1 protein-coding gene is annotated in these 458 nt (G+C 66.8%); it reads left to right on the forward strand.

Features of this window, described 5'->3' with window-relative positions; all coding sequences use genetic code 11:
• Positions 1 to 171: 171 nt before the first annotated feature.
• A partial coding sequence (locus SB659_RS19075) for a hypothetical protein (protein WP_410551521.1) occupies positions 172 to 458 on the forward strand: 287 nt, incomplete at its 3' end.

Here is a 458-nt window from a genome sequence, read left to right on the forward strand (position 1 = left end):
TGCAATTCTCGCAGCAGGAGATCGCCGGCGGCTTCGGGCGCCATCGCACCACCGTCGCCCATGCCTGCATGATCGTCGAGCAGCGCCGCGACGACCCGGCCTTCGACGACTTCGTCTCCGCCATCGAGCGCACCATCGTCTCCGTCTTCCGCTTTCCGGAAGGAGCAGCCCATGACTGAGAAAGCCGCCAACAGCGACAGGCAGATGCTGAAGATGCTGCGCTTCCTGGCAAAAGGCGAGGTTCGGCTGGAGCGCTTCGGCTCGGAGACCGTCGCCCTCCATCACGGCACCGCCCGTCATGAAATCCCGTCCGGCCTGCTCTCCGAAGCCGTCTCCCGCGGCCTTGCCACGATTGCGCGCGACAGCGCCAGCCTGGCGCCTGCAGCGCGTGCCTATCTTCGCCGGGCACTGGCCGAACGCGACGAGGCCTTCATCGAGCAGCATGGCGATATCGCCCG

Source organism: Arthrobacter sp. SIMBA_036 (genome assembly GCF_046535135.1).
Taxonomy (GTDB): Bacteria; Actinomycetota; Actinomycetes; order Actinomycetales; family Micrococcaceae; genus Arthrobacter.